The 13,821-nt window shown below is 64.1% G+C and carries 14 protein-coding genes and 1 tRNA gene; 7 read left to right on the top strand and 8 right to left on the bottom strand.

The features are described from left to right. The first annotated feature begins 219 nt into the window (after positions 1-219). Positions 220-2,073 (top strand): alkaline phosphatase family protein, encoded by a 1,854-nt coding sequence (locus RAD10_RS40060; RefSeq protein WP_461621781.1) that lies wholly within the window; start codon positions 220-222, stop codon positions 2,071-2,073. A 67-nt stretch (positions 2,074-2,140) separates the two neighbouring features. On the opposite strand, the gene RAD10_RS40055 is transcribed toward RAD10_RS40060, so the two are convergent. Further along, positions 2,141-2,713 carry a hypothetical protein gene (locus tag RAD10_RS40055; protein WP_461621780.1) on the bottom strand — a complete coding sequence of 191 codons (573 nt, stop codon included), beginning with the start codon at positions 2,711-2,713 and terminating at the stop codon, positions 2,141-2,143. 393 nt (positions 2,714-3,106) lie between these two features. Between RAD10_RS40055 and RAD10_RS40050 the strand changes: the two genes are divergently transcribed. Further along, positions 3,107-3,766, top strand: coding sequence for a peroxiredoxin (locus RAD10_RS40050; protein ID WP_028140953.1), 660 nt, complete (start codon positions 3,107-3,109; stop codon positions 3,764-3,766). Between the two features lie 71 nt (positions 3,767-3,837). On the opposite strand, the gene RAD10_RS40045 is transcribed toward RAD10_RS40050, so the two are convergent. After that, complete coding sequence (locus RAD10_RS40045) at positions 3,838-5,568, bottom strand: methyl-accepting chemotaxis protein (protein ID WP_461621779.1); 1,731 nt, start codon at positions 5,566-5,568, stop codon at positions 3,838-3,840. A 166-nt stretch (positions 5,569-5,734) separates the two neighbouring features. Between RAD10_RS40045 and RAD10_RS40040 the strand changes: the two genes are divergently transcribed. Both RAD10_RS40040 and RAD10_RS40035 read left to right on the top strand, forming a co-directional pair. Beyond that, positions 5,735-7,126, top strand: a complete 1,392-nt coding sequence (locus tag RAD10_RS40040) for a cryptochrome/photolyase family protein (protein WP_461621782.1) — start codon at positions 5,735-5,737, stop codon at positions 7,124-7,126. Between the two features lie 66 nt (positions 7,127-7,192). After that, the gene (locus RAD10_RS40035; RefSeq protein ID WP_461621778.1) at positions 7,193-7,498 is read left to right on the top strand and encodes a histone; all 306 of its coding nucleotides are present in this window, start codon (positions 7,193-7,195) and stop codon (positions 7,496-7,498) included. 61 nt (positions 7,499-7,559) lie between these two features. Here RAD10_RS40035 and RAD10_RS40030 read toward each other — a convergent pair whose 3' ends face one another. The 3 genes from RAD10_RS40030 to RAD10_RS40020 form a co-directional block, all read right to left on the bottom strand. Then, complete coding sequence (locus RAD10_RS40030; protein ID WP_461621777.1) at positions 7,560-8,306, bottom strand: hypothetical protein; 747 nt, start codon at positions 8,304-8,306, stop codon at positions 7,560-7,562. 97 nt (positions 8,307-8,403) lie between these two features. Next, the gene (locus RAD10_RS40025) at positions 8,404-9,276 is read right to left on the bottom strand and encodes a DMT family transporter (protein ID WP_461621776.1); all 873 of its coding nucleotides are present in this window, start codon (positions 9,274-9,276) and stop codon (positions 8,404-8,406) included. A gap of 97 nt (positions 9,277-9,373) precedes the next feature. Then, a complete protein-coding gene (locus tag RAD10_RS40020) occupies positions 9,374-9,820 on the bottom strand; it encodes a hypothetical protein (RefSeq protein ID WP_028140958.1) in 447 nt (148 codons plus the stop codon). 302 nt (positions 9,821-10,122) lie between these two features. On the opposite strand from RAD10_RS40020, the gene RAD10_RS40015 reads away from it, so the two are divergent. Further along, positions 10,123-10,386, top strand: a complete 264-nt coding sequence (locus RAD10_RS40015; RefSeq protein ID WP_091957266.1) for a hypothetical protein — start codon at positions 10,123-10,125, stop codon at positions 10,384-10,386. A 31-nt stretch (positions 10,387-10,417) separates the two neighbouring features. Here the strand turns inward: RAD10_RS40015 and RAD10_RS40010 are convergent, their stop codons facing one another. After that, positions 10,418-10,873 (bottom strand): host attachment protein, encoded by a 456-nt coding sequence (locus RAD10_RS40010; RefSeq protein WP_461621775.1) that lies wholly within the window; start codon positions 10,871-10,873, stop codon positions 10,418-10,420. A 310-nt stretch (positions 10,874-11,183) separates the two neighbouring features. Between RAD10_RS40010 and RAD10_RS40005 the strand changes: the two genes are divergently transcribed. Both RAD10_RS40005 and RAD10_RS40000 read left to right on the top strand, forming a co-directional pair. Continuing rightward, complete coding sequence (locus RAD10_RS40005; protein ID WP_095426245.1) at positions 11,184-11,474, top strand: hypothetical protein; 291 nt, start codon at positions 11,184-11,186, stop codon at positions 11,472-11,474. A 451-nt stretch (positions 11,475-11,925) separates the two neighbouring features. Next, the gene (locus RAD10_RS40000; protein ID WP_461621774.1) at positions 11,926-12,891 is read left to right on the top strand and encodes an AraC family transcriptional regulator; all 966 of its coding nucleotides are present in this window, start codon (positions 11,926-11,928) and stop codon (positions 12,889-12,891) included. A gap of 75 nt (positions 12,892-12,966) precedes the next feature. Here RAD10_RS40000 and RAD10_RS39995 read toward each other — a convergent pair. Next, positions 12,967-13,043, bottom strand: a tRNA-Arg gene (locus RAD10_RS39995). A 156-nt stretch (positions 13,044-13,199) separates the two neighbouring features. Further along, positions 13,200-13,667 carry a hypothetical protein gene (locus RAD10_RS39990; RefSeq protein WP_461621773.1) on the bottom strand — a complete coding sequence of 156 codons (468 nt, stop codon included), beginning with the start codon at positions 13,665-13,667 and terminating at the stop codon, positions 13,200-13,202. Between the last annotated feature and the right edge of the window lie 154 nt (positions 13,668-13,821).

The following is a 13,821-nucleotide window of genomic DNA, read 5'->3' as shown; positions in this document are numbered from 1 at the left end:
AGAGCCGGGGCCCATGTATCAGCACGTGCTGCGGCTTCCTGGGTCCCGGCTCTGCGCAGCAGCGTAAGAACGCTGCAGCGCGTCCGGGACACGAGACTGACAAGTCCCCCCCAACCCTCTTGCATCGGCGACGGGCCTTGTAACAAAGCCGTCATGCAGCGAAACTAAACGAACCGGGGGCCGCGGGTTGCGGCCGAGCCGCCTCGCAGGGAGATTTCGATGCGCCGTTCACTGCTGTTGCTGTCCGCCGGACTGACAGTGCTATCCACCGGATTTGCGTCCGCCCAGAACAACACGCCGCGCAATCTGATCCTGTTCATCCCGGACGGTCTGCGCGCGCTGAAGGTCAACCCCGACACGGCACCTGCCATGGCCGAAATCCGCGACAAGGGCGTCAACTTCAAGAATTCGCACTCGCTGTTCCCGACCTTCACCATGGCCAACGGCTCGGCGATGTCGACCGGTCACTACCTCGGCGATACCGGCGTGTTCTCCAACACGATCTGGACCAACTACACTTCCGTCCCGGCCGGCGACACCGTGGTCCCCTTCATCGAGAACGACGCCGTGCTCGGTGACATCGACGAGCATTTTAAGGGCAACTACCTCAACGAGGACACCATCCTGAAGCTGGCCCGCGACAAGGGGTTCAGCACCGCCGCGCTGGGCAAGCACGGCCCGACCTATCAGTTCGACCACACCGACAAGCCCGAAAAGGCCGGCCTGCATTCGATCGTGTTCGACGACGCCACCGGCGGCAAGAACGGCGTGGCGCTGTCGGACGAGGTGAAGGACGCGCTCACCAAGGCCGGCCTGCCCACCACCACGCCACCGCGCGGCGACAATTCCAAGGCGGGCGATGCCAAGACGCCGGGCACGACCGCCGCCAACGTCGCGCAGCAGGCCTATTTCGCCGACGTCGCCGCCAAGGTGGTGCTGCCAATGTTCAAGGCGCGCAACAAGCCGTTCGTGCTGGTGTTCTGGTCGCGCGACCCCGATGGCAGCCAGCACAACACCGGCGACAGCCTCAACCAGATCATGCCCGGCATCAACGGTCCGACCTCGATGGCCGGCATCAAGAACGCCGACACCAACCTCGCCCAGCTCCGCAAGGCGCTGGACGAGCTCGGGCTTGCGGCCTCGACCAACATCATCGTCTCCGCCGACCACGGCTTCTCGACCATCTCCAAGGAAAGCAAGACCAGCCCCTCGGCCAAGGTCAGCTATGACGACACGCCGAAGGACTTCCTGCCGATGGGCTTCCTGGCGCTCGACCTCGCCAAGGCGCTCGACCTGCCGCTGTTCGACCCCAACGACAAGAACGCGAAGATCGAGGGCAACAAGCATCCCAAGGCCGGCAATGGCGTGCTCGGCAAGGATCCGGAAAAGCCCGACCTCGTCGTCGCCACCAATGGCGGCTCGGACCTCGTCTATCTCCCGAACAGGGACAAGAAGCTGGCGGCCAAAACCATCAAGGCGCTGCTCGGGCAGGACTACGTCTCCGGCCTGTTCGTCGAGGACTCGCTCGGCCGCTTCCCCGGCACCCTGCCGCTGTCGAGCATCAATCTGCGCGGCAAGGCGGCGACGCCGACGCCGTCGATCGTCGTCAACTTCCGCTCCTATGCCAGCGATTGCGGAGAGGCGCCGACCAACTGCTCGGTGCAGGTCGCCGATACCGTGCTGCGCCAGGGCCAGGGCATGCATGGCAGCTTCAGCCGCGGCGACACCATGAACTTCATGGCCGCGATCGGCCCGGACTTCAAAGCCGGCTTCGTCGACGAGCTGCCGGTCAGCAATGCCGACGTCGGCATGACGGCCGCCCGGCTGATGGGCCTAAGCGCGACACAGAAAGGAGACCTGGCCGGCCGCGTGATGTCGGAAGCCATGCCCAACGGCACCGTGCCGAAGGCCTATGCAGGCACAATGAAGTCCAAGCCCGCGGAGGGCGGCCTGACCACCGTGCTGAACTTCCAGCGCGTCGGCAGCCAGCGCTATTTCGACGCCGCCGGCTTCCCGGGCCGCACGCTCGGCCTCGAGCCGGACGGCGGCAAACAAAAAACGGCGGGGAAATAACCCCGCCGCTTTCGCTCGCGCCCCGCACGGGGCGCGAGAAGATCTCGGTTGTTACATGCCCAGATTTTTACATCCCAATGTCGAACACGTTCGGCAATTGGCCCGCCAGGGGCAGCGCGGTGGCGCCGAGGAAGGTCGCCACCATCGCCATCAGGCGGCGGTTGTTGTGGCGCTTGCCGCGCATCTGGCCGGCGATCCACTCCAGCATCTCGCTGTTGACCTTGGAGGCATAGGACGGGGCCCAGCTCTCGATCTCGGCATCGGCAGACAGCGCGACGCTGCGCGGCGGCACTTTCAGGCCCGAGGCGCTTGCGGCATAGTGTGCGACCGCCTTGGCGAGCAAATCATCGAAGCGGCCGCCATCGGTGCGTTCAGTCGCGGCCTCGTTGATCTCGAACAGGACCTCGGCCTCAGCGCGGCTGACCGGCTGGTCGTTGACGGCGGTGGCGGTGAGGATGCGCGTGCACCAGGCGGTGTCATCGGCATCGAGCGAGCGGGAGAAATGGACCCGGCCCTTGGTGGTCGGGCCTTCGCCCGTGATCACGCCGTCGCGCACGATGGAGAGTGCATGGGCAGCGGTATCGCGGCAGGACGGTTCAAGGGACGGCGAGTCAGCAGATTTAGGCGCAGCGGCAGACATAGTTCACTTCCAGATTTCTTCTGATCGGCCAGCATTTTCATGCCGGCGTAAAGGGGTGGTTAACGATTCGATACAGGGATCGCGACTTTTCTAGATGGTTGCCAATTGGTCGCTGTCAGGACCATTTTGGTTCTAAGACGCGCCGGGCGAGCGTGATGGAAGTCATAAAAGGCATTATCGGGGCGAGCGAGACCGTGCGACCCCGGATGGAGCTGTTTCGCCGCAGGTGCCGCCGTAACAATAAGTTGCTAGAAAATCAGCCCTTCAAGGAAGGAATTCACATTTTACTTGAACTGGTTCAGTTGGCGTTCACTTGGCGTTGTAAGACCCCTATAATGAGGGGGACGGCCAGAGAGAAATTCTCCAGTATATTCAATGTGATGAGGTAGAACCATGACACTTCCGATCGGCACCACCGCACCTGACTTCGAAGCCGAGACCACCGAAGGGAAGATCAAGTTCCACGACTGGATCGGCAACAGCTGGGCGCTCTTGTTCTCGCACCCCAAGGACTTCACGCCGGTTTGCACGACCGAGCTCGGCGCGCTCGCCAAGCTGAAGCCGGAATTCGACAAGCGCGGCGTCAAGCTGATGGGCCTCTCGGTCGATCCGGTCGACCGCCATGCCAAATGGTCGGAGGACATCAAGGAGACGCAAGGCGCGGCCCCGAACTATCCGATGATCGGCGACACCGATTACAACGTCTCGAAGCTCTACGGCATGCTGCCGGCCGCGATCTCGGGCGATCCCCTCACCCGCACCGCCGCCGACAACCAGACCGTCCGCAACGTCTTCATCATCGGCCCGGACAAGAAGATCAAGCTGGTGTTGGTCTATCCGATGACGACCGGCCGGAACTTCCAGGAGATCCTGCGCGTAATCGACTCGCTCCAGCTCACCGCCAAGCATCGCGTCGCGACGCCGGCAGACTGGAACCAGGGGGAGGACGTGATCATCGCAGGCTCAGTCTCCAACGACGAGGCCAAGACGATCTACCCGCAGGGCTGGAAAGAGCCGAAGCCCTACATCCGCATCGTGCCGCAGCCGAAATAACAACGAACTGTCATTCCGGGGCGGTGCGAAGCACCGAACCCGGAATGACGCCGTGAATTTCGAGCCCAGCTTTAAGCCGCGCGCACCCGGTCCAGAAACCCGTCGACCTCGGCCTTCAGATGCAGGCTCTCGCCCGACAGCGCCTGGGCTGAAGCAAACATCCGGCTCGAGGTCTCGCCGGTCTCGCTGGCGCCCTTGGCGGCGTGGCGGACATTGACGGCGACGTCGGCCGTGCCCGAGACCGCCGCGCGAACGCTTGCGACGATGTTGTGGGTCGCGCTTTTCTGTTGCTCGACCGCAGCCGAGATCGAGCCGGCGATGCCGCTGATGCGCTCGATGGTCTGGCCGATCGCCTTGATGGCGACGACCGATTCCTCGGTCGCAAGCTGCATGCTGGCGATCTGGTTCGAGATCTCGTCGGTCGCCTTGGCGGTCTGGCCGGCCAGCGTCTTGACCTCCTGGGCGACCACCGCGAAGCCGCGACCGGCATCGCCCGCGCGCGCGGCCTCGATGGTGGCGTTCAGCGCCAACAGGTTGGTCTGCTCGGCGATCGAGGTGATCAGCTTGACGACGTCGCCGATGCGCGCGCCCGCCTCGGAGAGCTGCGCGATGCGCTGATCGGTCGCCTGGGCCTGCTGCACCGCCTCGGCGGAAATCTGGTTGGATTCCTGCACGCGCCGCGTGATCTCGGAGATCGATTGGGACAGCTCGTCCGAGGCCGACGCCGCCGAACGCACGTGCTCGGAGGCGTTTTCGGACGCGCCCGCCGACTGCGCCGACAGATCGGCCGTGGAGCGCGCGACGTCGGTGAGCTGCCGCGCGGCGCGCTCGAACTCGCCTGACGAGGCCAGCACCTTGTCGAGGATGCCGCCGACGCTGCCGCGGAACTCCTCGACGAAGCCGCGCAGGTCGGATTTGCGCTGCTCGGCCGCCGCGGCCGTGGCTGCCGCCTGCTCGCTGCGCATGCGCGCCCGCTCCAGCGAATTGCTCTTGAACACTGCGACCGTGCGGGCGATCTCGCCGATCTCGTCGGCGCGATCCTCGCATTCGATCGCAACATCGCTCTGGCCGTTGGCAAGCGCGGTGAGCGAGCGCGTGACCGAGGTGAGCGGCCGGGTGATACGGCGGACGACCAGCAGGGTCAGGACCAGCACCAGAAGCGCGGCGAGGCCCGCGGCCGCCGCCATGCTCTCGATCGCCTGGGCCAGCATGCTCTCGTACTGGGCCATGGGGATGCCGACATAGAGAATGCCGACGACCTTGCCGGCCGCATCCGCGATCGGGAAATAGGCGGTCATGAACGATTTGCCGAACAGCGTGGCCGGACCCTTATAGGCCTCGCCACGGCGCAGCGGTGCCTGCCCTGGATGGTCGGCGGCAAGCTGGGTGCCGACGGCGCGGTCGCCATTTTCTTTCTTCACGTTGGTGGAGCGTCGCACGAACTGCCCGCTCGCGTCGTCGAACACGAACAGGGTCGCATTGCCGCCGACATAGGACACCGCGCGATCGACGATGGCGTGATCCCTAAAGTCAGGCATTGTGGGGATCTCGGCGCGCGCCACCGTGCCATCCTTCACCGTGATCTTGGCGGCCGGAACGGTCTCGGTAAAGGCCAGTGCCAGCGTGCGCAGATTGACCTCGATGTCGCGCAAGGCGCGATCGTTGAAGGCGGACGTCAGCGACCAATAGCCGGCGCCGACCACGAGCGCGGTGTTCATGGCGATCAGCAAGACGGCGCACAGGACCGCCTTGGTGCCGAGCTTGAATTGCGGCAGGAGTTTTGCCGTCGAAAGATTGGACATGGATGGAACTACCCCCGTAATTCCTGCATATTCGTGCAGCCCGATTACGGTCCCATTAACGACGGTTCACACCGCCGCACGCGGCATGCTTTCCAAAGTGTAAACGAGGACGCCCCTGACCACGCCGAGCGCGCCTGTCATCGTCTGGTTTCGCGATGACCTTCGCCTGTCCGACCATCCCGCCCTCCATGCTGCCGTGAAAACCGGTGCGCCGGTGGTCTGCCTCTATGTGCTGGACGAGGCCGCCGGGCGCCCGCCGGGCAGCGCAGCGCGCTGGTGGCTGGCGCAGTCGTTGCGGGCGCTTGGCGCCGAGATTGTCACACGCGGCGGATCGCTGATCCTGCGCAGGGGACCGGCGGCCAAGGTCGTCGCCGAGCTGGCCCGCGAAAGCGGCGCCCGCGCCGTCTACTGGAATGGGATCGCGCAGGCGCCGCATCAGGCGGTTGAGCGGCAGCTCGAAGCCGCACTGGCAAAGCTCGGCATCGACTCGCAGAGCTTCCCCGGCGATCTCCTGGTCCAGCCCTCGGCGATCCGCAACAAGGACGGCCGGGGCTTGCGCGTATTCACGCCGTTCTGGCGGCGGGTGCTGTCGCTCGGCGATCCACCAAAGCCCTTGCCTGCGCCGAAGCAGCTGCGCCCTGCGCCGAGGCTTGCGAGCGATGAGCTGGAAAGCTGGCAGCTCGAACCGACCAGGCCGGATTGGGCGGGCGGCCTGCGCGAGACATGGACCCCGGGCGAAGCCTCCGCGCGGGCGTGTCTGCGCGATTTCCTCAAGCACACCGCGCGCTGCTATGTCGGCGATCGCGACCGGCCGGATCGGGAGGGCACCTCAAGCCTGTCACCGCATCTGCGCTTCGGCGAGCTCAGCCCGCGCCAGGTCTGGCACGCGGCGCGCTTTGCCGCGGATGAAGATCCCGCGCTCGGGCCCGGCATCGAAAAGTTCCTGAGCGAGCTCGGCTGGCGCGAATTCTGCCGTCACCTGCTGCACGACCATCCCGACCTCGCCACCGAAAACCTGCAAACGAACTTCGACGGCTTCCCCTGGAAGGGCGACAAGAAAGCGCTTGCGGCCTGGCGGCGCGGGCACACCGGATACCCCATCGTCGACGCCGGCCTGCGCGAGCTCTGGCACACCGGCGTGATGCACAACCGGGTGCGGATGGTGGTGGCGTCGTTTCTGGTCAAGCACCTCTTGATCGACTGGCGCGAGGGCGAAGCCTGGTTCTGGGACACGCTGGTCGATGCGGATGCCGGTAGCAATCCCGCCAACTGGCAATGGGTCGCCGGCTGCGGCGCCGACGCGGCGCCCTATTTCCGCGTGTTCAACCCGCAGCTCCAGGGCGAGAAGTTCGATCCGGATGGAACCTACGTTCGGCGCTGGGTGCCGGAGTTGAAGGACACGCCAACCACGCTGATCCACCGGCCCTGGCAGGCCACGCCGATCGAGCTTGCGAGCGCGGGCATCACGCTCGGCAAGACCTATCCGCAGCCGATCGTCGATCATGCCAAAGGGCGCGAGCGTGCGCTCGCCGCCTACGCAAAGATCCGCAGAAGTTGAGCGCTGCTTTGACACAATTTCGAAACCCGCTATCGTCATCGCTCTAATCAAACCGCGGGGGACGATATGGACGACGATAAGCCGATCACCGAACAGGCGATGGAGACGATCACCGCAGCCGTGGAAGCGACCAAGGATGCGGCGGTTACCGCCGTCAAAGCCGCCAAGAAGGTCGCGAAGAAAGTAGCGCCGAAGAAGGCCTCCAAGAAGAAGGCCAAGAAAGCCTCGAAGAAGAGTTCGAAGAAGGCTGCAAAGAAGTCGTCGAAGAAAGCGACCAAGAAAACTGCAAAGAAGGCCGCGAAGAAGACCGCCAAGAAAGCGGCCAAGAAAGCCACCAAGTCGAAAAAGAAGGCTCGAAAGGCCAAGCGCTGATCGGGGCGCTCGAGCCGGTCTCCGGGTGCGTGTGCGCCCGGAGACAAGCTCCCGGGATACCCTATCCCCGCGGCTTGGATGCGCGCCGGCCCGGGTGATGCTCCCCCTTCGGATCGCGGAATTCGCTGCGATGGCCGCGGCGGTCCTCGGCCTTGAAGCGCCGCCGCTTTTCCGGTGAGCCGAACTGCTTGATCAGCCGCCTGCCGTTGACCTTCTTGATGACGTAGCCACCCTCGGTCATCGAGAACGGCGCCTTGAGCGATCCCATATGGTCGAATTTGGTGCCGCGGGGATGCTTGAAGGGCTCGAACCAGGACGGATAGACGAAGTTCGACATCGGGAAGCCGTTGACGAGGAAAGAGTCCTCCTCCACGGCGTCGCAGACCTCGTAGGCATATTGGGTGTGGCGGGTCTTGTCGGCCCACAGATTGGCCATGGGGTCCAGCACCATCTCGAACAGCTCGTGCGATGCCGCGAGGCTGACGGGATCGTCCTCACCCAGCGCCTTCAGGAATATCTTCGAGATCGGCTGTCCCCGATGCGTCAGCTCGTGTCGTCCGAGGAAGTTCTTGTGGGTGGCGTCGTCGAAATAGACGAGCTGCCAGTCCGTCGGCTTCGGCTTGCGGGTGACGTCGAGATCGACCGGGTAGCCCCAGACGGGGAGGAAATGCTCATCGTAGCATTTCTGGAGCGCGGCTGTGAGCTTGGCCATCATCCGGTCGCTCATCATCTCCTCCGCGTAGTTGATGCAGGCAATCCGGACCGGCTTCAACGATCTGCCGAGCAGCGCGCGCCTCGCCTTCTTCATGAAAATCACCGTGTGAATGTGAGACTGAAATGCGTTCAGCCTAACACGAACGTGCCGCGCACGTCAGGGATGTATCCCGACGCCCCGCTCCATCCGCCTAGAAGCGCCTGTTGACGACGAACACGGCGGCCGCGCACATCCCCATGCCGGCAATCGCCAGCGCGTCGAGCTTCTCTCCGAACAGCAGATAAGCCATCAGCGCGGTCACGGCGGGCACCAGATAGAACAGGCTCGCGACCGAGGTCGCCGCGGCGTGGCGGATCAGCCAGTACAATAGCCCGATCGATCCGATCGAGAGCGCGACCGCGAGCCAGCCGAGCGCGAGCACGAACTCCCGCGTCCAGTGCACCACGCGGTCTTCGAACAGGAAGGCCCCGATCGCGAAGAAGATGGTGACGGACACATATTGCACGAGATTGCCTGCGCGCCAGTCGATCTGGTTGCAGTAGCGGCGCTGGTAGAGCGTGCCGAGCGTGATGCTGATCAGCGAGACGACCGAGGCGAGCCAGCCGAGACCGGCTTCACCGGTCATGGGACGGTTGTGCAGGATCATCACCACGCCGCCGAGGCCGAGCACGAGCCCGGCCCATTGCACCGGCGTCACCTTCTCGCCGAACCAGCGGTTGGCGATGGTCGAGGTCAGGATCGGCTGCAGGCCCGGAATCAGCGCGGAGAGCCCGGCCGGGATCGAATGCGCGATCGCGATCGCGGTGCCGCCGAGATAGAAGCCGTGGACGAGAATGCCGGCGACGGCGCTGTGCGCGATGCCGGTGCGACCAGGCCATTTCGGCCGCGCGATCGCCGCGATCATCGCCATCAGGCCGACCACGATCGCCATGCGGATGGCGAGATAGGTCAAGGGATCGGCATTGTTGACGACGTATTTGGTGCCGATGAATCCGGTGCTCCAGAGCAGGACGAACAGGATCGGCGCGGCGCGGGCGGTCAGGGCTTCTTGATTATGGTTCATTGCCGCCCTCATTGCCCCACCGGCGGCTATGCGGCAATGCGAATTTCGTGCGGACGATGCTGCGCTGCGACGGACGATGACGGCTCAGCGCAGCCGCTCACCATTCTTCCGGACAGGGGTCGATGATCTTCCAGAGCTCGACGCCGTTCTTGATCTTTTTCATGTCGGTGGTGAGCCCGCCATTGCGGCGGATCCAGTCCTTCACCTTGTCGGGGTAGTAGGACATCAGGTCGGACGTCCCCTCGGAGCTGGTGACCTTGATGCCGAAGGTGAAGGCCTTGTCGTAATAGGCCTGGTGGAAGCCGAGGCTGGCGCGGGGCGTTACGCAGATCTTGTTCATCGGCACCATGCCGAGCACCAGCGTGCAGGCCGAGTTGCAGATGCCGTCGATGATGACGCGCTCGCCTTTCTCGCGGACGCGCTTGTACTTGGTCTTGTATTCCTCGACGTAGCCGCCGTGGTCGCGGGTGATATGCAGCTCTGCCCGCGCCGGCGTGGCGGCGGCGATGGAGAGCAACAGCAGGCTCAGAAGCGTGATGCGCATGGCGGCGTGACGGCGAAAGCCTTCAGGAATGGACCGGCCTCGAAGGACCCGCGAAATGAGCCCCTAGGCCGGCAACAGGATTCTTAACCGAATAGTCTTTGGTCATACTTGTGTGGGGAATTCGTTAAGCATCCCGAAAAGGCCAAAAATGGGCAGCCTTCGACCGCATGTCGGGCAATTCTGTCACACCCACCCGGGAATCTGAGCGATCAGCCCCGATTTCCGGGCGCCGGACGGGTGCCCTGGAGGTACGAAGTGGCTATAGATGGCTGACCACTTCGCGCGGGTTCCGGAGAATCGAGATGAGCAAGTTGACGCTTGTAGCCGCGGTTGCTGCCCTGTCGGCCGCAATCCTAGCCCCTGGCCTCGCGGAGGCGCGGGGTCATCACCGGCACTACCGCCATTACGCCAATCCGCTGCCCTACCCGATCAGCTATCTGCACAATTACGGCCCCGGCATCACCCCCGGTACCTTCGCCTTTTACGACGGCCCCTCGACCAACCATTGCTACCGGAGCGCGGCCGCCTATGTCGGCCAAGACCGCCGCCGGCACCCCTGCTACTGAGGGGGTGCTGGCGCGGCCTCTGCGGACGCCTCTATTTGGCGGCGCCCGACAGCAGCAATTGCTTCTCGATCTCGTAGACCGGCAGCTTGACGAGGTCCTTACCGACCTCGCCCCGCAGCGCCTTGCGCATGACGTCCGAATAATCGGCGCGGATCATCCCGAGCGCACGCGGTGAGGCCACCATGGTCAGGGCCGTGGTCTCGCCAGAGCTGACGGCAGCATCGAGCCGGCCGGCAAGGCTGCGCAGGAAGGCGCGCTCGGCCTCATCGTGCCAATCGGTCTGCTCGGCCGAGCTGCGCACACCGCCGGCAGCGGCGCGACCCGGCGCGTCGCTCCCTGGCGCGCTGGTCATGGGATTGGGCTGCTCGTGCACCTCCCTGGTGTGAAGGTTCGGAAACATCTCGTCGCCGAGGTTTTCCAGAATGAGCGCCTTGCGCCCATCGCACACGACCAGCCAGCCGCCCTTGTCTAATCTCATCTTGTCCATTGCACAGCTCCAAGCAACCTGTGAGCCTGCCCTTCGAATTGGTCGAAGGACTGGCCACGCGACAAGACTACGAACGAAGCCCCGACGGCGAATTGCGCAGGATCAAGAACGGCATCGATGTCCTGCGGGGCCATTGCAGCGCAGGCGCAGCATTGGCCACTCGCGCGAACCTGGGATAGTCTGGCGGGGTTGAGGTCAGGCCTGCGGCGGACCGGCTGACGATTTGTTCATCAGCATTACATTTCGGTTCCGCCACAATTTGATCAGAACAAGTTCGATATCCTGGATCGCGTCAGCGGAGGAAGACATCATGAATCTCAAGATCGGCCTCGTCGCCGCAGCCCTGTTCGGCGCCATGTTTGGCGCTTTGGCGACATCGCCGGCGGCGTCCGCCATGCCCATCGCGCCCGCGCCTGCAACGCCGCAGGCCTCCGGTGTCGAGCAGGTCCGCATGGTCTGCGACGCCTGGGGGCGCTGCTTTTGGCGTCCGAACTACTATGGGTATTACGGGCCCCGGCCGTATTACGGCCCCCGGTATTATGGGCCGCGCTATTACGGTTACGGTCCACGCTATTATGGCCCACGCTATCGCCGCTGGTGACATCTGAAGGGGCCCTCGGGGCCCCTTCGCTTTTGCGAGATCATTCCTCGCGCGGTCGTCGCCGGCCTGGAGCAATTCCAAAACTGATCCAGATCAAGGATGAAATCGGCCCGCACCGTCATTCTACGGTGATGGCGGACTTGATCGTTTTTCGATGCCCCCAGACGGGCATGAACGTGCAGACGGATCTTGAGAAGCAGCTGAGGCAGGAGAGACGGAGCTTTGCATCCTTCGCCTGTCCCGCCTGCACGCGGCTGCATTTCATCGACCTCGCCTCCGGCCAGCCGATGAGCCGGGAACGTTGACGGTGGCATTGATCTGACGGACGTCATGGCATGACGTCCGCAATACTACGGCCTGAAATTCGGTTTACTGAAACGCGATGTTTCGCCATTGATGGCGGTGTATCGACGTTCATTTGATTGTCACATTTCAGCAGCCGGCCAGACCCATGTTGTTCGACGCCCTCGCTCCGTCCTCCGCCCTTCAACTGATTGGCTTTGCCGACGTCGATGCGTTTCGGCCGATCGAGACGATGGAGGACGCCAGAAGCATTCCGCTCGACATTCCGAACTTCGCCGCGGCCCGCGCCGTCGTCTCCCTGCCGGCCTGCCGCATCATCATGATGAGATCGTTCGCGCGCATCCTCGACACCGCCTATCGGATGCCGGGCGGGATGGTGATCCTGTCCATGACCGACGACCTCCAGGTCAATTTCAAGGGCTCGGATCTCGACGCGCGCTTCTTCGTGACGCTCCGCGGCAACGATGAATGCCATTTCGTCGAGCCTCAGACCAATCATCATGCAATGATCATCTTCTCCCCCGAGCTAAAAGACCGGGGCTGGTTCGATCACGCCGACGATTTGCGGGCGCATGTCGCGAACCGGCCCGCCCTGCTGCACACAAGGCAGCTCCTGCTCGACATCCTGCGAACCGCGTCAATGCAGCCGCTCCTGTTCGAGACCACCGAGGCGGCGGCCCATCTGCAGGAGGGCCTGCTGCTCGCACTCGACGATCTGTTTCGGATCGATCCGACGTCGGATCGGAGCGCCTCGGTCCAGGGCGAGCGTTCGATCAAGCTGGTGCAGCGGATCGATGATTACGTCGCAGCCCATCCGACCGTGCCGATCTATACCGCCGATCTCGCCGGTGAGTTCGGCGTCTCGATCCGCACCCTCGGCGGCGCAGTCAGCAAGGTCCGCGGCATGAGCCTGCACCAGTACATTCGCCTCAAGCGGCTGTGGGCGACCCGCGCCCGCCTGCTCAAGGGCGGCGGCGCCACTGTCGCCATGTGCGCACGCGCGCAGGGCTTCCATCATCTCGGTGAATTTGCCGCAGCCTACCGCGCGACTTTCCACGAGACGCCCTCGGACACGCTGGCGCGGGGCCGGCACAGCCGTATCCCGTCAGCCTGACCGACGCAGCAAGCCCTTGCGAGCCTGCGCGGCATCAGCGCCGTTCTGGAACATATCTGGAACGCCAAGGGGGATTGGCGCGCTCGGAAGGATTCGAACCTCCGACCCTCGGAATCGAAATCCGATGCTCTATCCAGCTGAGCTACGAGCGCCCTGGCCCGGACACTGGGCCACAAACCGAGACTTGCCAGACCGGCAGCTGACGAGCCAGCACACCGGACGGCGGTTCGGATGGGTTCGAATTAGCAGAGAGGCCGACCAATAAAAAGCCCTCCCCGCCTCGTTTCGGGACGGATTGAAGGCCACTCTCACCAGGTCGTGTTGAAGAGCCCGAAATGCGGCTGCTGGGCGACCAGCATCATCGGCCGTCCCTGCTGCGGCGCCGGATGCGTCCTGGCGACCTTGCGCTTGGGCTGAACCGGAGCCTTGGCGGCGGTATCAGTCTTCAGCGGCGGCGTGAACTGGGCGAAGGTCTCGCGCACCCGCGCCTTGGCTGACAGCTCGGCCAAGGCCGCCGACTGGGCCTCCTGCACGGGCGGCTGGGGAGCCACAACCGCGGCGGTCTTCACCGCCGGCGCGACGATCGTGGGCTGGCTGGTGTCGAGCACGACGCGCTCAGGCAGGTGCCGATCGGACCGGATTCGGATCAGCGGCTGATCGTTGCTTACGGTCGCAACGGCTTGCGCCACGGGCGCCGCCGGGAAAGCGAAATTCACCGCGAACAACAGTGCAAGCAAAGCTCCACCGACAAAGGTGAAATATCGAAAGATGGGCATTGGCCGCGCTCCGCCCCCCGCATCCCCGCGTGGGCTCTCCGCCTCAACAGGCGATCTCTTATTTGGTTCCTGGCCCAGCCGTTCGGTTCAAATGGCGACGCGAGGTTTTTTCGCCAAGGACCAACAAGGACCAATGAGGGTAACTTTTCCGCTA

The sequence above is a fragment of the Bradyrhizobium sp. 23AC genome (genome assembly GCF_054863025.1).
This window is presented reverse-complemented; position numbering and strand designations above follow the sequence as displayed.